Source organism: Pedobacter cryoconitis (assembly GCF_014207135.1).
Classification (GTDB): domain Bacteria; phylum Bacteroidota; class Bacteroidia; order Sphingobacteriales; family Sphingobacteriaceae; genus Pedobacter; species Pedobacter cryoconitis_D.
On record NZ_JACHCC010000007.1, the window covers coordinates 224,725 to 244,910 of the forward strand.

Sequence of the window (20,186 nt, forward strand, 5' to 3'; positions counted from 1 at the left end):
TTCCTTGTTTTTTAAATAGTTACGTTTTGCTGCCGCAAATATACATCTAATTTCCGAAACTTATTTGTCTTCTTTAAAGCGGGTGAAAAACAATAGGGCCAGGATGCATAAAGCAAAACCTACTACACCATTTAAACGCAGGCCAAAATCATGTCCGGGGTCTTTTCCATAGATCGTAAGCATAGCAAAAAGTGCAATGCCTAAAGTCTGCCCAAGTTTGACAAAAAGATATTTGACAGCGAAAAACATACCTTCGTGGTTTTCACCAGTCTCTTTCGTGTCTTTCTGGGCGATATCGGCCAGGATAGCATTCGGTAAAATGCCCAGTGCGGCCAGAGGGAAAGACGCACAGATGACCAGGATGTACATCTGCATGGTAGGGGAAAATGGCAGATGCCCCAGGAAGTAAATAGTGACAAAAATAAGACTTAAGGTGGCAAAAGCTGCCAGCACCAGGGCCTTTCTGCCGTACTTTTTAGCCCCGTAATTAATGAATGGATAAAATACCAGGGAAAGGACAACCATGATACCCATATATTTTCCTCCGTCTGATTCAGGAAGATTAAGCAATACACTGACAAAATAAAGCAGACCGCTCGAAATAATACTCAGGGCAGTATAATACGCAAAATCTGAAATCAGGTAATATTTAAAATTGGCATTCCGGAAAGTATTTCTAATAGCTGGAATCAAGGCTATATGGGTTGGTTTTCCATCTGTATATTCTTTTTCATCAATGGTAATCACCGGAAGTATCATCATCAGGCCAGAAAAAATACTTAAGCCGATAATGGTGTACTGTAGTGCTTCCATCCTTCCCTGGATATGCGCAAATTCCTGTATCAGATCGGCAAAGTTATTCGTCATTGCAGAGAGGATCATACCCATCACAAAACCTACCTGCTGAAAGGTGGATAACTTTACTTTTTGTTCGGTTGTATGGGCCAGCTCTGCCAGCAAGGCATTATATGGAATGATATAAGTTGTCACTGACATAAAAAAACCAATCAGCATCAGGGTCAGCCACCAGGCATTGGTCGTAGATTCGGCTTTGATCAGCGGGTGGAAAATCATTCCGCAAAAAATAACTGCCGGAATAATGGCATAACGCATAATCGGGATCCGTCTGCCTTTGGGATTCCGGCTGCCATCACTTACTGAAGCAATAAAGGGATCATAAAAAGCATCGAATAATCTTCCTGATGCTGCAATCAGAGATAAAATATTGAAGACACCAAAAACGATTAGCTGAGGAACAAGAGGTGTTAAGCCGGAATTAGTAGGCGGCAGGTAGAAATAAGGGAGCATGACAATAATAATATTGGTCATAATGCTCCAGCCCATCATCCCGGCTGCATAGGTAATTTCTTTACTTAAGGGCAGTTCCTTTTGATTCATCGGCCTGTAAGTTTTTTTTGTTGAATACCCTTAAGATATAATAAATTAAAACAAAGCCGGCAAATATATATAAGCCATTTGTAGCTGCCGAAGGGTCATCCATGTAAATGCTTGTACCCACAAAAATATAGAAGGCAATAAAGAGTATGGGAAGAACAGGGTACCACTTCATCGTATAAATGCTGTCCGGATCTAAATGTGCAGTTTTACGACGTAAAATGAATAAGGTAGCGGCTGAACTGGCTGTTCCTATACATTCGAGGATGATCGCATAATTCATGATCTTATCAAAAGTCTGGGCGAAATACAGGGTGATCATAATCAAGGCTGTAAACGTGGTCAGACTGACTACCATTACATCAGTTTTTTTGTTTTTTTGTGCAAAAATGGATGGAAGTGCGCGCTCTTCGCCCATGGCATACATTGCTCTGGGATTGCTCAGCAGGTTCACATTAACATAACCGAGTACAGATAAAAATATGACTGCTGACAGGATAGTGAAACCGGCAGGACCAAAGATCTTTCCAGCCAGTATCGCAGCAATACTATGGGCAGTTTTCAGTTGTTCAAACCCAATCACTTTTACATAGGCATAGTTAATGAGCAGATATAAGGATATAATGATAAACAAACCGGCTTTAATCCCTTTGGGTATGATCCGTTTAGCATCTTTAACTTCTCCGCCCAGATTGATGGTCTGCGTATAACCGGCAAAGGAGAAGGTTACTGCAATCAGACAGATACCTAACGCCTTGCCGTAATCAGACCAGACAGGTAACTGACCGGATACGGTTTTAAATACGGGAATAACAGTCTGGGTTTGTCCGCCAAAAAAGATGGCACTGATCAGGGTGAGAACCAGGGTGATTTTGATGACAGTGAGTATGTTTTGCACTTTTGAGCTGGCTTTTAAACCCAGCAGATTGATGCCGAAAAAAACAAGAATGGTGATGCCGGTAATGAGTTGTCTGTTGGTATCAGTCTGCATATCAGCGGGGAAGATAGCACTGCAAAGATATTCAGAGCCGATCAGGGTAACAGCAGCCATAGAGGCTGCGTTGGTCATGACTACGGTGCCATTAATTGCAAAAGCAACTGAAGGATGATAACAGGTGGAAAATATTTTATAATAACCCCCGGTTGCGGGAAAACGGGAACCGATTTCGGCATAGATCAGCGCACCACAATAGGCAACCAGGCCGCCGATAATCCAGGCGAGGAAAAATAATTCGGGAATCTGTGCTTTGGCAGCGACGTTAACTGGTGTACGGAAAATCCCCATACCGATGACCAAACTGACTACGATCATCGACAGATCGAAAAGGGAAAGTTGTTTCTTAGGATGCATGTATTGTAGAAGTAATGGTTGAAGGTACGGCAAATTGTGTATTTGTTGAAACTTTGTGATTTTATTGAGCTTGTTTTTCGCTAAATTTGGGGATTCTAGAAATTTTATGGCAGAACCAATATATAACGACGACAGTATACGGTCACTCGACTGGAAAGAACATATCAGACTACGCCCCGGAATGTATATCGGGAAATTAGGTGATGGTTCTGCACAGGATGACGGTATTTACGTTTTACTGAAGGAGATCATGGATAATTCCATTGATGAGTTTGTGATGGGATCAGGCCGCATCATAGATATTACAGTTTCTGATTCTAAGGTAAATGTAAGAGATTACGGCCGCGGTATTCCGCTGGGTAAAGTGATCGATTGCGTATCCAAGATCAATACCGGTGGTAAATATGACAGTAATGCTTTCCAGAAATCTGTAGGACTGAACGGAGTAGGTACAAAAGCTGTAAATGCTTTGTCAACCAGTTTTGTGGTGCAGTCGTACCGGGACGGAAAAACCAAAAAGGTAGAATTTTCCAAAGGGGAGATTATCATGGATCATCCGATTATTGATACTACCCAGAGAAATGGTACAGCAATTACTTTTTATCCGGATGAGAGCATTTTCAGAAACTATCATTACATCCCTGATTTTGTAGAGAGTATGATCTGGAATTATGTATTCCTGAATACCGGTTTAACAGTTAATTTTAATGGTCAGAAATATTTCTCGGAAAGAGGTTTGTATGATTTGCTGCATAAAGTAGCCGATGTTGAAAATATCCGTTATCCGATTATCCACCTTAAAGGCAATGATATCGAAATTGCAATGACCCACGGTCAGCAATATGGAGAGGATTATCACTCTTTTGTGAATGGACAACATACTACTCAGGGTGGTACACACCAGGCAGCATTCCGTGAGGCTGTCGTGAAAACGATCCGGGAGTTTTATAAAAAAGAATACGAAGCTTCGGATATCCGTGCTTCAATTATTGCAGCAATCTCTGTCCGGGTACAGGAACCTGTGTTTGAGTCGCAGACAAAAACTAAACTGGGCTCTCAGAATATGGGGCCTGAAGGACCATCTGTCCGTACTTTTATCAATGATTTTGTTAAAAAGGAACTGGATGACTACCTGCATAAACACACTGATGTTGCTGACGCTTTACTGAAACGTATCCTGCAATCAGAAAGAGAGCGGAAGGATATTGCCGGAATTAAGAAACTGGCAAATGACCGGGCAAAAAAGGCATCCCTGCATAATAAGAAACTCAGGGATTGTAAAGTGCATTTCAGCAGTACGCATGAAAAACGTTATGAAACCACTTTGTTTATTACCGAAGGGGATTCAGCGTCGGGCTCAATTACCAAATCGAGGGATGTGGATTGCCAGGCTGTATTCAGCCTGAAAGGGAAACCGCTGAACTGTTATGAGCTGACCAAAAAAGTAGTGTATGAGAATGAGGAATTCAATTTATTACAGCACGCGCTGAATATTGAAGACGGGCTGGATGGTTTGCATTATAATAATATCGTTATCGCAACAGATGCCGATGTGGATGGTATGCACATCAGGTTGCTGATGATGACTTTCTTTCTTCAGTTTTTTCCTGACCTGGTAAGAGCAGGGCATGTTTATATCCTGCAGACTCCTTTATTCAGGGTGCGTAATAAGAAAGAAACGATTTATTGTTATAGTGACGATGAACGTAAGAAAGCGATTGAGAAATTAGGGAACAAACCGGAGATTACCCGATTTAAAGGATTGGGAGAGATCTCGCCTGATGAGTTTGGCTTGTTTATCGGTAAAGATATCCGTCTGGACCCTGTGATCCTGAAAGATCAGACCATCAAGAACCTGCTGGAGTATTATATGGGTAAAAATACACCTGACCGGCAGCAGCATATTATCAGAAACCTGAGAATAGAAAAAGATACAGTTGAGGAACTGGTCTCTGCTGATGTAGTTGCAGCGCTTCCTGAAGATGATAGTTTGGAGGAAATTGCAGAATCGGCTTAAGCCGGTTCTGCCTTTGTTTCGTCCTTGTGCTGAGGAGGCAAAACATCCACTTTCTCTTCTACGACAGTGATTTTTGTAAATACAGCATATTTACTGGGTTTAATGCCCTTATCATATTTTTCTGCATAAGCTTGTGTGAACTCTGCACCAAAGTATAAAATGATGGCCGTATAGTAGATCCATAACAGGATAACTATAATAGAACTTGCAGCGCCAAATGCAGATGCGGGATTCCCTTTCTCAATATAAATTCCTATTCCATATTTACCCAGACTGAAAAGCAGGGCCGTAAATAGCGCGCCGATAATAGCCGATTTCCATCTGATAATTACGTCAGGTAGTATCTTGAATATAATGGTAAATACAGCGGTTACAGCAGCTAAGGTAAGGGCGTTGTTCAGAATATAGATCAGCAGGGTAGTCGTAGTGTCTGCAACTGGTATGATCTCACCGATATGGCTTTTGGTCACGAGCTGACCTAACTTAGAGCCTAGTCCAACGACAATACTGTTGATGACCAGTGAAACGAGTAAAAGGAAACCCATAGAAACGATCAGGGAAAAAGAAAGTAACCTGTTGGTCAGCATCTTTAACCAGCCTTTTTTAGGGACAGCCTTTACTTTCCAGATCATATTGATACTGTCCTGGATTTCAATAAAGATAGCTGTCGAACCGACAACTAAAGTCGTGATTCCGATAATCAATCCTATAGTGGTTTTACCGGTAAGATTGGCATTGGCGACAAAACCCTGTATTTGTTTAGCTGCTTCGGGGCCAACCATTTCATTGATCTGTGCAAATAACTCTGTGCCGGGACTGAGTTTGTTATTGAAAAATATACTTGCAGCAGCAATGATAATGATAATCAGGGGGGTCAGCGAGAAGATGGTATAATAAGCCAGTGCCGCACTTAACTTCATGACACGGTCTTCTATAAACCCTTCCCCGGCCGCAACAAACAGATGGTAAAGCGCAATAAAAAAATGTTTTATTTGATGTATTAGTTTCATTTTGAGTCTTAAAATGGATATCCGATTCCAATATTGTAAACCAGGTTATTGTTTCTCCAGGTCTTATCACCAAAGGCAATCTTGTCAATTACCCATCTTTGTCCTTCAGGCAGGTATGGTTTTCTGATAGGGAAAGCAACGTCGAGACGGATCACAAAGATCTTGGCATCTACACGCAAACCTGCACCGGTACTGATCGCGATCTGGCTTAATGCATTTTTTAATTTAAAGCCTGAACCTACCCTGGTGGTATCTTCTTTTCTTAACCAGATATTTCCGGCATCAGCAAAAACGGCACCATATAATACACTGACAATTTTAAAGCGTAATTCGGTATTGATCATGGCTTTGATATCACCGCTCTGATCGGCAAACTGGACGCTATCAGGTACTTTGTAAGAGCCTGGCCCTAATGATCTTGCTGCAAATCCACGGATATCATTGGTCCCTCCTGCAAAGAATTGCTTAACGTATGGCATAGAAGTGGAGTTGCCATAAGCATAACCATAACCCAGATCCAGACGGTTGGCCCATATCAGGTTCTTGCCGATTTTATAGAAATCACGAAGATCTGTTTCTACCCTGACAAATTGGGTTAAAGGAACATTTAATATGGATTTGTCTCCATGACTGTCTTTGGGGACAAACAGGCCCCATACATTTCCGCCTGTTTGTAAGTTCCCGTTGAAATAGATATTATTTCTCCTGGCTTCTTCCATCTGATTGGTATAAGTGAAGTTATAACTACTACCAATAATGAATTGTTTTTCCAGGATGTTTCTTAAACCTGGGGTCGTGGCAAATAAAGTAGTCGAGTCACCTGTAATCTTTGGACGCACATAAGTGACCGAGATCGGGTTAAACGTATGCTCTTTATACTGATTTTCTTTCCACTGATAGCCATATTCTGCTTTAAATGAACTTAAATCATAATAAGATCCCCTGCTTATCAATTCGTAGGAAAGGGAAGCAATGGTCTTTGGAATAAAGGCATTGGTACTTTGGGGTTTGATGAAAGGGACGATAAACCTTGGAAAAGTTAATTTACCCTGAGCAGTAAACGAATAAGAATTCAGACCTTGTGATTGTCCGCTGACCTGGCTTTCAAATCCGCCACTCAAACTCACATCAAGCTGTTCAGCTCCTCTGAATAAATTCCGGGTGGTTTGGGTAATTTTAACCTCCGAACCGACGAAGTTGTTTGATTTACTGGTTCCTGTTACTGAAAAGGATAATGAGTTTTTCTTGAGCGGAGTCAGGTAGATATTGAGGTTCAGTTCATTGTTTTTAAAGCTGTCTATAGGTAAGAACTCGGCTTTGACAGCCTGAAAAGCATTGATGTTTACCATCCTGTTTAGCGACTGATTGTGATCCTTTCTGTTATAGGTTTCGCCTTTTTTAAAGAAAACCAGCCTGTCAAATAAACGGGGTTTAAAAGTTTTCTTGTCATCATAAATATTGAAATCACTGTACTCGATGGGTGTTAGTTTTCTCAATACAGAATCCCTTCTCAGGGAATAATTAGGGTAGATGTTAATGTTCTTGATGGTATAAGGTTTCAAACCTGCATCGGGCGCAATATCTTTTACTTTGACCGTGATATTAACGAGGTTCTTTCCGATAGTACTGTCTACCTGTAATATCAGATAATCAGGACTGAAATAGAAATAACCATTCTCTTTTAAATCATTGTCTATGCGGACGCGTTCATTTTTAAAGACTTCAAGATTGTAGAAGTTTCCTTTTTTCAGCAGGCTCTTTTCTTTATTCAGGTTGATCACATGTGTCAGATTTCCTGAATCCTTAGGGAAGGTAATGTTATTGATTTTGTACCTGCTTCCGGTTCTTGCGGTGTAAATAGCTTTGCCCACGCGGTTTTTAACTACAGTATCACCCACAACCACAGACTGAAGATATCCCTGGCTAATCAGATAACTGGTTAAAACGGCATTGTTATATTTTAATTTAACATCACTTAATAATACGGGTGGTTCACCAACCTTTGTTTTTAACCAGTGGCGTATCCCTTTTGATTTCTTAGGCTGCCCCGCCAGATTATAGATATATAATTTTGGTCTTAAGCCAATGATTTTTTTATTTGGTGCAGGCCTGGTTTTGCTTTCCAGATCACTTTTAATGTTTTTTTCATTGGCAATTTTTGTCGCGGAATCGGGATTGATTTTTACTTCAGCCCCAGCATATAGGGTCTGTCCCGGTTTCAGGTATTTAGTATTACTGCAGGCAGTGTACACTAAACATGAAAATATGAATAAGGCAGGTTTAATTAGTCTTTTCATCTTTAGGTTTCTGTTCTGTTTTTATTTGATTTCTCTTTTTTCTTTTCTGGAATATCTCTCTGAACTTATTATAGTCCACAACAAGGGCAAATCCAAGTCCCGTCTCGACGATCTGTCCTTCAATGACTCCTTCATTCTGATTTCGTCTGTAGGCTCTTAAACGATATCTGCCATCAGCAGAAAGGGCATATTCAACATTGACATTACCGGCAATATTAGTCGAATTCTGACCTGGGGCCTGTGGACCTTCCAAACCAAATGAACTTCCAACAGTAACCGTTAGTCTGTCATTGAGCAGTTTTTTAGAGAGTCCTACTTCCAGGTCTGTCTTTTGCTGCATAGAACCAGTAGAGTAATCTTCAGATGAATTCAGCCCAAAATTGACATCTACTCCCTTAATCAGATCCGAAGCCAGGTTGTTCAGCTGATCTGTTAACAGATTACTTACACTTGAACGGGCAAGGGTAGATACACTACCTCCGCCAGCCAGACTTTCAAAAGGATTATTGGCAATGAATCTTCCCAGAGCAAGTAAGGCGAATACCTGTTTGTTCAATTGTCCTTCATCTCTGTTTACGTTCTGTATCTGGGTGTAAACTATTCCGCCTAAAGCCCCCTGTTCATTTGCCGGCATATCTAATTTGAAAGAAATGCTTGGTTTCATCAGCTGGTCTTTCATCATCAGATAAACCTGGAATGGTAATTTTGTCTTGGCCTGAACATTATCAGGCTGATTAATAAGGTCAATAGGAGCGGCCGAAACTTCGTACATTGCTGTCAGGTCAACATTAGCTTCTGTAGGCTCGCCGGTCCAGATAATACTGCTTCCTTTAACCAGTTTAAAGGATTTTTTAGCCAATCCTCCGATAGATAAATTGTATGATCCTTCGTTCAGGTCATAACGTCCGGTTAAACTGGTTTTTCCGCTGGGGTCCATCGTCGCAATCAGGTTAGCAGTACCTTTTACTTTTAAAGCATCGCCATTGGCAGGGTCTACAATGACATTTAATTCTGCATCCGGATCAATTTTAATATTGGCACTCAGGTTAAAACCACTAATGGGTGCCTTACTGATACTGTCGGCCTTTAATGTCTTGTGGCTGCTAGCTGCACTGGCATCAATAAACTGCACTATTCCTTCCTGGCTAATGACTGAAGGATCATCAGGGGGCATTGCAAAGAAGAATTTAGTGCCTTTATCTACATTGACAGTCATGTTTACATCAGGCTGGTTCAGGTCTCCTCTTACCTTAATCAGACTGGTCAGGAAAACGGTTCCGTAAATCATTTCATTATCGGCCGCAGTAGAGTGTATGGCCCTGAAATTAGTAGTCTTGATATCCATGTTGAACTTAAAGTTCCTGTAATCTTTAGTCAGGATGCCACCATTAATGATAGCTTTTTTATCGAGCGAATCAACGATAGTGAAATCATTGAATTTAAGGCCTTCTTCTGTAAAACTGATAGTTTCATCAGGCATTCTGAAATAAGAATTGACATAGGTCGCATTGAATGCTGCCTGATTAAATTTAACGTCTCCCAGGATTTTTGGTGCAGCTATAGCCCCTTTAATGGAAAGTTGTCCACTAATTGTTCCTGAACCTTGTTTGATCTGACCCATAGAAAGATTATTTAAGGATTTAAGGTCGATTTTGTCAATGTTCAGGGTAAGGTCCAGTGCATTGTCTGAATTGGTATAGTAGAAGCCGTTTACTCTTAGTTCATGGACTCCTGTGAGTGCAATATTTGTTTCATAGGCATTCTCAGTATTGTTATTTACAGCAATACGTAAAGTTCCTAACGGATCTTTCTGGTAACGCAGATGTTCGACAGTCAGGTTTGCTTCAAATTTAGGGTTGGTCAACAGCTCTTTGGCATCTATAGTACCATTAATGGAGCCACCAACTAGTGAACTATCTTGTTCAGCAAATTTGGTCAGTGTCTCGATTTTGAAATCTTTAAACTCTACTTTAAGCGGTGAGTTAGGGGTTGCATTCAGACTGTTAATGCTCAGTAACTGGCTACCCCTGCTCAGGTTAAACTGGTTAGCCAGGATACCTGACTCTCCAAACTGGATAAAGTTCTCAGGTGAAATAGCCCATTTTTCGTAGTTTAATAAGACTTTAGCAGGATCAAAACTAAACTGGAAGTTCTTGTTAATCGACTTGAAAGTCCCTCCAAGCATATATTTGTCTTTCAGTTTACTGTCCCTCAGAAAAATGTTAACGCCGAGTATGTTATTGGCTGCCTCACCACTCAGTTCCGTATTATATAATGCAATCGATTTGCTTTGTACGCTTCTGACAAGCAATTTGTAATTAAGTTTCTGGTTGGTATTGTCAATGGTGAGACGGGTGCTATCAACCTTATAATCACCATATACAACCCGTGGAACCCATGCATTCATCACCAAGCTGTCTTTTTGTGTATCCAGCAGGCCACTTATCCTGGAAGGGGAAAAGGTGGTTAATGCGGGTACAAAGTTTTTGATAAACTTTGGATTATAAATATTCATGCTGAACCTGAAACGCTGATCGGGGATTTTAGTAACCTGTCCGAATGCATAATATTTATTAATCTGATTAATGACTGCGGCCCCAAGGTTGGTCAATTGGTATTTACCATCTACACGCGCACTCAGCAATTCTGATTTCAGGGTAAGCAACGTATGTGCCGCGGTGGCTTCAGCATGCAGGTTAATGGTATCTACATTAAATTTCTGGCCATCTTTAACTACCTGTAATGACCTGATGTTTACATCCCCATTCAGGTAATCAGGGTCGGCGGTTTGAATATCCGCTTTAACTAATCCTGCCATTGTTAATGGGGTAGCCATAAAATTCAGTTTTTGCAGATCAACCTGTTTCAGGTCAAGGTCGGCTTTGATGGCTGGGTATTTACCGGCGATATTGATAAGGGCGGTCAGATTGAAGTTGACATTGGTATCGGCCATCTGACTTTTAATACTCATTTTCTGTCCGGAATAGGTGCCGCTCAGTAACAGGTTTTTGTAAGTGTATTTATTATAGTAAGCACTCAGTAGTTGTGCATTAATCTTTGCATTTGCTGTTTTGGCATCCAGACCGGTACCATCGACTGTTGCTTTCACACTGATGCGGCCTAACTGAGGCTGCATTTTGATCAGTTTCCCAACATTGAAGTTGTTCAGGCTGAGGTTAGCGGTATAACTTTCTTTTCCTTTAGGACCTTTCATACCAGCCAGTAGTTTCGCAGACCCCATATCGGTATTGATATTCAGATCGGTATTAAAGCTGTTCATTGAACCCTTGAATTTACCATTGGCTACAATCGTATTAGGCAGCTCAATATTGGCAGGCAACGATTTTTTAGGGATCACAACCAGCAGGTCACTTTTTGTTAAAGAGAAGCGCTTAATGTTCAAATCGGCAAACAGCTTATTGACATCAGGCAATCCTTTTATCGTACCGTTTACATCTATGTGTGTATTCTTCAATCCGTCTGCCTGGAATTGCGGGATAGTCAGGTTATTCAGGTAACCATTTACCTTTGCGTTCACCTTAATTTTTTCATTACGATAATTTGCAGGAATGGCATCACTGAAATAGGCCGCATCTTTTAAACCTAAAACGGAATTTCTGAATTGCAGTGCGAGTTTAACTCTTTCCGGATGTTTGGTCAGGTCGTCAAGAGAAGTGTAATTCAGGGTTGTATTATTCTCAATATTAGTATTAGGGGTTTTCAGGATAAGGTTTTTAAGATTGATCATCCGGTCACTGTAAACAGCATCGCCCTGTAACCGGGTAAGTTCAAAGCCACTTTTCTCTTTAAATACCCCACTTTTAACATTTACCTTAATCCCTGTATTGTTATAGGTCAGAGCCTGAGCAGCAAGGCCAAGTCCGCTGATTTTTAAATGGTTATAATCCAGACCTTTTGGTGCTGGTTTCACAGCCAGGTTATCATACTGGATATTGTTCCCCGTCAGATTAAGCTTGTTGACCAAAACGGCCATTGCAGAGGGCTTCGACTGTACTGTATCTGTTGTTTTTGTACCTTTCGCTACCGATGCAGGTTTAAATGCAAATAAGACATTGGATTTATTTAATGTGGCTTCATCCAGCTTATAATTGCTTTTTGTCAGATCGGCAAAAAGCTTTTTCAGGTTCAGTTCGTTGATATTCAGATCTGCACGGGTGTCAGATAACATATCGTCGAAATTGATTTTTACGTTATTGAGCGCAGCATCCTGTACTTCTACCAGGGGAAGTTTTCCGGTAGCTGTGTTGGCAGTATCTATGCTTTTTTCGAGATGAGCAGCGAGTTGGGTTAGTGGTTTCTGCTGCAGATATTTTACAGTTGTGTTTTTTAAGATCAGGTTTTTAATCACATAGTGTTGATTATCCAGGTCAAAATTTTTGATATCTGTCCGGAATTCTCCAAGATTTAAACTGACGTCGTTCCCGGCAACATCATCCCGGTAAGTAATACCTATATCCTTTAAGCTAATTTGACTAACCGAAAACTTCATGGTAGAAGCAGTATCTTTTTTGACTTCTGCTTCCGGTTTTTTTTGTTCGGACATAAAAGCATCGACGAGAAAAGAAAAGTTGAAAGTAGAATCCGGATTGATACGTTTTACATTGGCCCTGACTTTTTCGAGCTCAATATTATTGATTTCGACTTTTTTATCGAGCAATTTAAAAAGACTGATGTCGACGGCCAGTTTCCCGGCATAGAGTAAAGTGTCCCCTTTTTTATCTTCTAAATAGAATTTGTTGAGTACGATGTCTTTTGGAAAAGCAATGCTGATACTTTCGAGGCTTACCTCAGTATGGGTTTTGTCTTTCAGATAGGCTATAGCTTTATCTTTGACAAAGTTCTGAACACCAGGGATGTTTAAGGAGACTGCAATTCCGACCACCAGTAAAATGATACTGGCGATTACCCAAAGAACAACCTTTAAACTTTTACGTACGTATTTATTCAATTCAAATGGATTTTGAGAGATTTATAATTGCTGATTTTTAACTAAAACCATGCCATGGCGATGGTTTTGGTTACAGTATACTACAAATAAACCAAAACTTTGTTTAAATAAAGATTATAAGAGATTGACAAAATCTGTTTCAGCCTCTGATTTTACAGCGTGTTATAAATTGCAGGTTTTACAATAGTTTAAAATTATATAGGATCTGTTGAAATTAACAACGTATATTGTAAGCCCTTAATTTTTGGGGGACAGGGACTATCAGAAATATGGTCCGTCATTTTTAATTTTCTTGAACTCTTTATGAATAAATTAAATTTTTCCATTGCTTATGAATCCTATGATCAGTTAGAGGAACTCAATACGGCCGATCAGTCCTTGTGTATTCAGGCAAAGGATGCCTTGAATACTTCTTACTCACCTTATTCCAATTTTAAAGTAGCCACTGCAGTAAGACTAAGTGATGGTGTGGTTGTTTCGGGAAGTAACCAGGAAAATCTGGCTTATCCTTCAGGACTTTGTGCTGAACGGGTAGCACTTTTTACTATCGGGGCAGCTTACCCGGATGCGATCATTGAAAGTATGGCTATTACTGCACATACAGAGAATTTTAAAATTGAACAGCCTATTACTTGTTGCGGAGCTTGTTTACAGGTAATGGCCGAGTTTGAACGTAAACAGAAAAAAGAGATAGAAGTGCTTTTTTACTGTCTTGGAGGCCGGATATTGAAAGTAAAAGGGATAAAAAGTTTAATGCCTTTTGTGTTTGTGGAAGACCGTCTGATCGGATAACCGGAGAAAACCTGATCTAAATAAAGATATTTTAAAACTGTTGGGAAATTGTGTTCCCGAAATTTGACGGGATGCCTTATCTTTACGCCATCCAAACCCTTTTTTAATGAGCGACGAGTTAGATAATAACGTAAACGAAGAGACAAAACATACCGTAATACCTATTAACGGACTTTACGAAAACTGGTTTCTCGATTATGCCTCTTATGTAATTTTAGACCGGGCTGTACCCCATATCAATGATGGTTTAAAGCCAGTTCAGCGCAGGATTATGCACTCGCTGAAAGAGATGGATGACGGACGTTTTAATAAAGCAGCCAATGTAATCGGAAATACGATGAAGTATCACCCTCATGGTGACGCTTCTATCGGTGATGCGATGGTTCAGATCGGGCAGAAAGACCTGCTGATTGATTGTCAGGGTAACTGGGGTGACCCGATTACCGGAGACAGTGCTGCTGCACCGCGTTATATTGAGGCGCGTTTATCCAAATTTGCCAATGAAGTAGTGTTTAATGCGGATACTACGATCTGGCAGTTAAGTTATGATGGCAGAAATAATGAACCACTTACTTTACCTGTAAAATTCCCTTTATTGTTAGCGCAGGGTGCCGAAGGTATCGCTGTAGGTCTGGCAACGAAAGTCATGCCGCATAATTTTATTGAGCTGCTGGATGCTTCTATCTCCATTTTACAGGGAGAGAAACCTAATATCCTTCCTGATTTCTTTACCGGTGGTATGGCAGATTTCTCTGCTTATAATGAAGGAATGCGTGGTGGTAAAATACGTGTGCGCGCCAAAATCACTGAAAAAGATAAGAAGACTTTGGTCATTACGGAGATTCCTTACAGTACGACAACGGGATCAGTGATCGACAGTATTCTGTCTGCCAATGACAAAGGAAAGATCAAGATCAAGAAGATTGAAGACAATACAGCCGCGCATGTGGAAATTGTTATTCAGCTTGCGCCGGGGATCTCACCGGATGTAACGATAGATGCCTTATATGCGTTTACTTCGTGTGAAGTTTCTATTTCACCGAATACCTGTATCATTAAGGATGATAAACCTCAGTTCCTGAGTGTAAATGATATTCTGGAAGAGAATACACAGAATACCAAAAACCTGTTAAAACAGGAGCTGGAGATCAAATTGCATGAGCTTCAGGAGAAAATTTTCTTTAGTTCATTATTGAAGATCTTCATTCAGGAAGGAATGTACAAACATCCTGACTACGAGAACTCGAATAATTTTGATACTGTCGTAGGTGTATTGAATACTTTGTTTGCTCCTTTCCGCGAACAGTTATACAGGGATATTTTACCAGAGGATTTCAAGAAGCTGATTGATAAACCAATGAGCAGTATTACCCGCTTTGATGTGAAGAAAGCGGATGATCAGATGAAAGCACTTTCGGATGAAATCAAGGTCGTAAAAAACCACCTGCGTCATCTGACGGATTATGCAATTGCCTGGTATCAGCGGTTAAAAGATAAATATGGCAAAGGCAGGGAACGTAAAACAGAAATCCGCCTGTTCGACAGGGTAGAGGCTTCTAAAGTAGCGCTGGCCAATGTGAAATTATATATGAACCGGGAAGATGGTTTTATCGGAACGGGACTGAAAAAAGACGAATTTATTGCTGACTGTTCGGATCTGGACGAGATTATTGTCTTTAGGGAAGATGGTAAATGCACAATCACGAAAGTTGCCGATAAAACGTTTGTAGGAAAAGGGATCATTTATGCTCAGGTATTCAAAAAGAATGATGACCGTACAATTTATAACCTGATCTATAAAGACGGGGCAAGCGGGATCTCTTATATCAAGCGTTTTGCAGTGATGGGGGTTACCCGTGATAAGGAATACGACCTGACTAAGGGTAGCAAAGGCTCAAAAATGTTATATTTCACGCCTAATCCTAATGGGGAAGCTGAAATTGTTACAGTCATGCTGAAACCACATACCAAACTGAAAAAGTTACAGTTTGATATTGATTTCGCTGATATCGCGATCAAAGGACGTGCTTCTCAGGGAAATATTGTTTCCAAGTATCCGATTAAAAAAGTATTACTGAAAAGTAAAGGAGTATCTACCTTATCAGGACTGAAAATCTGGTATGATGATTTACTGAGAAGACTGAATGTCGATGGCAGAGGTAAATATCTTGGTGAATTTGATGGTGATGACAGAATTCTGCAGGTACACAAAGAGGGCTGGTATGAACTGAGTTCTTTTGAACTGAGTAATCATTTTGATGCTGATCTTTTACTGATCCAGAAGTTTGATCCGGAGCGCGCTTTCGCAGTTGTACAATATGAAGGCAAAGCCAAAAATTATTTTATCAAACGTTTTGTCTTTGAATCTATCGCTATTGGTAAAAAACAAAGCCTGATCAGTGAAGAAACAGGATCGAAATTCCTGCATCTGACCAGTAACCCGGAAGCTGTTTTAACTGTAGATGTGCTAAAAGGTAAAACGCAGATTCCTGAAACACTGGAAATTGTGCTGGCAGATTTCATAGACTTAAAAGGTATTAAAGCTAATGGTAACCGTTTAACGCAGCACGAGGTGAAACATATCAGCATCAGTAATGATGAAGAAAATGAACCTGTACTGGAGGAAGAGGTTAAAGAGGAAGTCACTGTAGTTGCTGAAGAGGGGGAGGATACAACGGAGAAGCCGGAGACTGAAGCAGTGATTGCTGAAGAAGAAACTACTGAGTTTGAAGAAACTGAAGAAGAAGTGGTTGAAGAATCTCCTGTTGAAGAGGTACTCGTTGAGGAACCAGTTATTGAAGTTGTTGCACCCGTAAAGGAAGTCAAAGCTAAAAAGGCAGAAGTAGTTGAAGAAAAACCTGTTGACGAACCTGTCGTTGAAGCTATTGTACCTGTAAAGGAAGTCAAAGCTGAAAAGGTGGAAGTAGTTGAGGAAAAACCTGCAGATGAACCTGTCGTTGAAGCTGTTGCACCTGTAAAGGAGGTCAAGGCTAAAAAGGTGGAAGTAGTTGAAGAGAAGCCTGCTGAGGAGACGCTACTGCCTGCGCCTGAGCCATTGGTATTGATTTCGGAGTCTGATCGGCCTAAAACTGAGAAGCCAGCTCAGAAAGCCGTAAAACCAAAGAAGTCCTTAGATGCAAAAAGTAAAGTGACGAGAGAAGGAACAATCAATAAGAACGTCAGACTGGAGATTACTAACCCTGATGATCTGGATATAGATGATAAAGGACAGCTAGGCTTATTCTAACGGAATAAGCCAGGCCATCTTTCTGCTGCCATAATAAAGGAAATTCCAAATATCGCAGAAGAAAGAAAGAAGTTCCAGTCCCACTTTTTGACTTTAAATATATTCACCAGGATAAATGAAATCAGTAGTATACCGGTTACAATAATAACCTGGCCAAATTCTAGCCCAATATTGAAAGCAAACAACTCTGCTACAATATTGGTGCTTTTTCCCAGCAGACTGTTCAGATAATTGGAAAAACCCATTCCATGGATCAGGCCGAAAAATAAAGCTAGCAGATATTTTAACCTTACGCCTTTAGGTCTTGATGATTTCCCGGAAAGAATATTGGAGGCTGCGGTAATCAGTATGGTTACAGGAATCAGAAACTCGATCAGGTCGGTTCTGATCGTAATGATCTTCAGTACGCTTAATGCCAGTGTAATGCTATGGCCTATGGTGAAAGCAGTAACCAGAAATAATACTCTTTTCCAGTCGGTCAGGGTATAAGCTCCGCATAATACGATGACGAAAAGTATATGGTCATAGCCTTTCCAGTTTAAGATGTGTTGCCAGCCCAGTTCAAAGTATAGAGAGAAATCCTGCATGCACCAAACTTATCAATTTTTAATTAGGTATGAAAATATAATCCAGGCCCAATAATAATTTTACAGTATGATCGTTTTAGCCGCCGTTTCAGGCTATAAACAAAAAGCGCGCTGTCATTTCTTGACAGCGCGCTTTTTGTTTATGATTGATACCTGTTATTGGTACTGGATGTAAACAGGTATAGGTGTAAGTTTCATTAACTCATCAGGAGTCATCATTCTGTTTGGTGCTTTCTTGATGTCATTTTTATAGAATAATTTGAAACCCGTGAATTCTACAGGCTCACTATAGATAAAGTGACGATAAGTACCTTTTTTTAATTCTGGTTCACCCCATCCGTCCATGTGCATAACCAGTTGAACTTCGGGACGCAATTTGATGTTTTTGTAATTCGTTACCATCCTGTTGGTGAAACGGTGAACAGTAAATACCTTTGGAGGCAGGTTATATTTTTTAACAAGGTTAGCCAGGTACTGTGAGCAGTAATTGATATCAGCAGCATCATATGTACCTATTTTTTTACCTGGTTTTACCCCATTTTTCATCGAGAACTCAGGGTCAATACCTAAATGTACATTTGGCATTTTCAGGTATTTCTCCAATAATGGTAATTCAGTTCTGATGTCACTTAATGATACCTGGATATCAAGAAATACGATCATATCTTTACGCATTCTTGAGATTGCCAGTACCGAGTCAATCTGTTTGTCCGGCATTCTGAACCTGTATTTACCATCTTTACCACCATCGCCCTGCGCAACAACAGCTATATAGTGAAGTGCAGGCTGTACAGGAGTGGAGGGATCAGCTTTTTCCCATTTCTTAACTTCTGCATCCAGTTTAGACAGCATTACTTTAGGTGCAAACTCTCCTAATACACCCATTCTTTTGGAATAGATATTTCCATAATAAGCTACAATCCTTTTGAAAGGTAAAATAGCACCTGGCAATGGATAAGGCTGTGGTTTAACCGGCCATTTTCCAGTAGTATCTCCATGTGCAAGTTTCAGCATTAAAGCATTATATTTTGCAGTATCAATAGGTTTACGTGTGGTATCGGTAATAGCAACTTTGGAAGAATCCCCTGTTGCATTTAAAGTCATTTTTGTTTTTCCGTCTTTCTGGGTTGTGCTTGAGGTACAGTTAGCAAATAGGGCAACGGTTGTAAATGCAATTAGTATAGTTCCTGCGAATTGGGGTAATTTCATAGATGATAGAATGATTTTAAATATGAATTGGCTTAAGCTGCAAAACTACACATTAAGACGACAAAAAGCTAATCTGCCTGGTTTGGTTTGAATTTATATCAAATTCAGGTACAGGAGTATTATCTTTACGATTCTTAGCGTTTTAGAGAATAACAAATCATTTGTATGAATAAATTTCAATTAATCATTGTTTGCTGCACCGCAGTTGTTGCTTTTGCCAGTTGTAAAAAAGATCAGGTTGTCTACAGGTTTCCTCAACCAAATACAGGTCAGGTGGTTGGTTTACCTGGAATTGCTGGAAGTGAACTCGGAATTAATGCAGCTAATAGTGTATTTGTTGATTTTAGTAGGGGCACAGTAGTTACTGCAGGCAGGACAGGCTGGGACCTTGGATTTTATCCGGGGGATGATTTTAAAGTTATTTTGAACCATTCGACAGGTGCTACAGCTATTCAGCTGAATAAAACGGATCTCACCCAGGTGGGAACACAGGATTCGATAGCAAACACTTCGGTATTACAATTGGGAACAGCTGGGAGTTCTGCACTGATTGATCCTGTTACAGGGAACGCAACGACTTATCTGGCAAATATATTAATCAAAAATATAGCTGCAACAGAAGCAGAGGCAAAGGTATATCTGGTAAACCCCGGTGTTGCGGGTGTACAGGGAGTTATCCCGACAGGTGGTACCATAGTAGCTCCTCCTATACGACCATGGTACAAGGTGAAGATTTTTAAAGGAGTAAATTCATATCAGGTACAAGCTGGCAGGTTGGGGGCCACTCAGTTTAACACCGTTACCATTCAGAAAAATACCTCTTTCAATTTTAACTTCTTTAGTTTCGTGACACTGGCATCATCAGCTGAGCCAGCAAAACCATTATGGGATATAGAATGGACCTGGACAACCTATCAAAATGCGGCAGGTCTGCCTGTAGGTGTAAATGATTTTGTACTGATTAATTTTCTGAGTGGGGTAACCGTCGCGCAAGTTAAGTTTGATCCGAATGGTGATCAGAAAGTGGTGAAAAACTATGTTAATTTTGCTGCGGCTGATCTGAATTCAATTCCGGCTGCTAGTTATCTGGCTACCCGTGACGCTATTGGGGTGAACTGGAGAAATATTGATCCAACAACGAGTTTAACAAGCGTATACAATGATCGTTTTTATATCATTAAGGATACCGACGGGAATATTTATAAACTGAGATTTAACAATTCAAGTAATAATGATGGCGGGAGTCAGGGGAGACCTGTTATTGAGTATAGCCTGTTGCAGGCAACAGTACCGGTTGTTCCAACTTCTTAAG

11 protein-coding genes are annotated in these 20,186 nt (G+C 40.4%); 4 read left to right on the top strand and 7 right to left on the bottom strand.

Annotation, left to right across the window (positions count from 1 at the left end):
* Positions 1-60: 60 nt before the first annotated feature.
* Entirely contained in the window at positions 61-1,398 is a 1,338-nt protein-coding gene (locus tag HDF25_RS14435; protein WP_184625892.1) for an MFS transporter, read from the bottom strand.
* Complete coding sequence (locus HDF25_RS14440; RefSeq protein WP_184625894.1) at positions 1,370-2,746, bottom strand: APC family permease; 1,377 nt, start codon at positions 2,744-2,746, stop codon at positions 1,370-1,372. Before HDF25_RS14440 ends, HDF25_RS14435 begins: the two co-directional genes overlap by 29 nt.
* 106 nt (positions 2,747-2,852) lie before the next feature.
* On the opposite strand from HDF25_RS14440, the gene HDF25_RS14445 reads away from it, so the two are divergent.
* Positions 2,853-4,763, top strand: a complete 1,911-nt coding sequence (locus HDF25_RS14445) for a DNA topoisomerase IV subunit B (protein WP_184625896.1) — start codon at positions 2,853-2,855, stop codon at positions 4,761-4,763.
* Here the strand turns inward: HDF25_RS14445 and HDF25_RS14450 are convergent.
* Genes HDF25_RS14450 through HDF25_RS14460 form a run of 3 tightly spaced genes read right to left on the bottom strand, consistent with a single transcriptional unit; the run spans position 4,760 to position 13,039 of the window.
* A complete protein-coding gene (locus tag HDF25_RS14450) occupies positions 4,760-5,773 on the bottom strand; it encodes a YihY/virulence factor BrkB family protein (protein WP_184625898.1) in 1,014 nt (337 codons plus the stop codon). The genes HDF25_RS14445 and HDF25_RS14450 overlap by 4 nt on opposite strands.
* A gap of 8 nt (positions 5,774-5,781) precedes the next feature.
* The gene (locus HDF25_RS14455; RefSeq protein WP_184625900.1) at positions 5,782-8,070 is read right to left on the bottom strand and encodes a BamA/TamA family outer membrane protein; all 2,289 of its coding nucleotides are present in this window, start codon (positions 8,068-8,070) and stop codon (positions 5,782-5,784) included.
* Complete coding sequence (locus tag HDF25_RS14460; RefSeq protein WP_184625902.1) at positions 8,054-13,039, bottom strand: translocation/assembly module TamB; 4,986 nt, start codon at positions 13,037-13,039, stop codon at positions 8,054-8,056. The genes HDF25_RS14455 and HDF25_RS14460 overlap by 17 nt, the downstream gene beginning before the upstream one ends.
* 303 nt (positions 13,040-13,342) lie before the next feature.
* Here HDF25_RS14460 and HDF25_RS14465 point away from each other — a divergent pair, with 303 nt between their 5' ends.
* A complete protein-coding gene (locus tag HDF25_RS14465) occupies positions 13,343-13,831 on the top strand; it encodes a cytidine deaminase (RefSeq protein WP_184625904.1) in 489 nt (162 codons plus the stop codon).
* 106 nt (positions 13,832-13,937) lie between these two features.
* The gene (locus HDF25_RS14470) at positions 13,938-17,078 is read left to right on the top strand and encodes a DNA gyrase/topoisomerase IV subunit A (protein ID WP_184625906.1); all 3,141 of its coding nucleotides are present in this window, start codon (positions 13,938-13,940) and stop codon (positions 17,076-17,078) included.
* Here the strand turns inward: HDF25_RS14470 and HDF25_RS14475 are convergent.
* Entirely contained in the window at positions 17,075-17,665 is a 591-nt protein-coding gene (locus HDF25_RS14475) for a HupE/UreJ family protein (RefSeq protein ID WP_184625908.1), read from the bottom strand. The genes HDF25_RS14470 and HDF25_RS14475 overlap by 4 nt on opposite strands.
* A gap of 156 nt (positions 17,666-17,821) precedes the next feature.
* Positions 17,822-18,874, bottom strand: a complete 1,053-nt coding sequence (locus HDF25_RS14480; protein ID WP_184625910.1) for a hypothetical protein — start codon at positions 18,872-18,874, stop codon at positions 17,822-17,824.
* A 165-nt stretch (positions 18,875-19,039) separates the two neighbouring features.
* On the opposite strand from HDF25_RS14480, the gene HDF25_RS14485 reads away from it, so the two are divergent.
* Positions 19,040-20,185, top strand: coding sequence for an HmuY family protein (locus tag HDF25_RS14485; protein WP_184625912.1), 1,146 nt, complete (start codon positions 19,040-19,042; stop codon positions 20,183-20,185).
* Position 20,186 lies beyond the last annotated feature (1 nt).

Excerpts from the sequence above, each read along its gene's own strand:
- HDF25_RS14435 (WP_184625892.1), bottom strand. The coding sequence starts at position 1,398 with ATGAATCAAAAGGAACTGCCCTTAAGTAAAGAAATTACCTATGCAGCC.
- HDF25_RS14440 (WP_184625894.1), bottom strand. The coding sequence starts at position 2,746 with ATGCATCCTAAGAAACAACTTTCCCTTTTCGATCTGTCGATGATCGTA.
- HDF25_RS14445 (WP_184625896.1), top strand. The coding sequence starts at position 2,853 with ATGGCAGAACCAATATATAACGACGACAGTATACGGTCACTCGACTGG.
- HDF25_RS14450 (WP_184625898.1), bottom strand. The coding sequence starts at position 5,773 with ATGAAACTAATACATCAAATAAAACATTTTTTTATTGCGCTTTACCAT.
- HDF25_RS14455 (WP_184625900.1), bottom strand. The coding sequence starts at position 8,070 with ATGAAAAGACTAATTAAACCTGCCTTATTCATATTTTCATGTTTAGTG.
- HDF25_RS14465 (WP_184625904.1), top strand. The coding sequence starts at position 13,343 with ATGAATAAATTAAATTTTTCCATTGCTTATGAATCCTATGATCAGTTA.
- HDF25_RS14470 (WP_184625906.1), top strand. The coding sequence starts at position 13,938 with ATGAGCGACGAGTTAGATAATAACGTAAACGAAGAGACAAAACATACC.
- HDF25_RS14475 (WP_184625908.1), bottom strand. The coding sequence starts at position 17,665 with ATGCAGGATTTCTCTCTATACTTTGAACTGGGCTGGCAACACATCTTA.
- HDF25_RS14480 (WP_184625910.1), bottom strand. The coding sequence starts at position 18,874 with ATGAAATTACCCCAATTCGCAGGAACTATACTAATTGCATTTACAACC.
- HDF25_RS14485 (WP_184625912.1), top strand. The coding sequence starts at position 19,040 with ATGAATAAATTTCAATTAATCATTGTTTGCTGCACCGCAGTTGTTGCT.